The sequence below is a fragment of the Burkholderia sp. BCC1977 genome, assembly GCF_905339595.1.
Lineage (GTDB): Bacteria > Pseudomonadota > Gammaproteobacteria > Burkholderiales > Burkholderiaceae > Burkholderia.
This window is the reverse complement of record NZ_CAJPGQ010000193.1, coordinates 1-340: the sequence shown is the minus strand read 5'-3', so window position 1 is coordinate 340 and position 340 is coordinate 1. Positions and strand designations below refer to the sequence as shown.

Genomic DNA, 340 nt, shown 5'->3' with positions numbered 1-340 from the left:
TGCCTTGTAGTAATACAAACCCAGCGGCGCAAGATACTGCTGTCCCGTATAACCGAACCGCGACGCCGGCGTCCCGTCCGTCTCCCCGAACGGACCATACGCCTGACTAATCGTCGTCGCCCCGCTGCTGTTCGCCAGCGCGACCACACTCCCCTGCTGGTTCGCATACATCCAGCTCTTCGAGGCCGTACCCGCGCCTTCGTACTGCACCAGCGGCTCATCGGTCCCCGGACCGAACACGTAACGACGAACCAACGGGCCGGCTTTATCGTATTCCGCAGCAAGCGCTTGCCCGTTGTACAACAGCGATGTCTCGGCGCCATCGATCGTCGTCCGAATC

The 340-nt window shown here is 61.8% G+C and carries 1 pseudogene; it reads right to left on the bottom strand.

What is annotated here, in order from left to right:
* Positions 1 to 340 (bottom strand): annotated as a pseudogene (locus U5771_RS35430) (hypothetical protein); the annotation flags it as partial.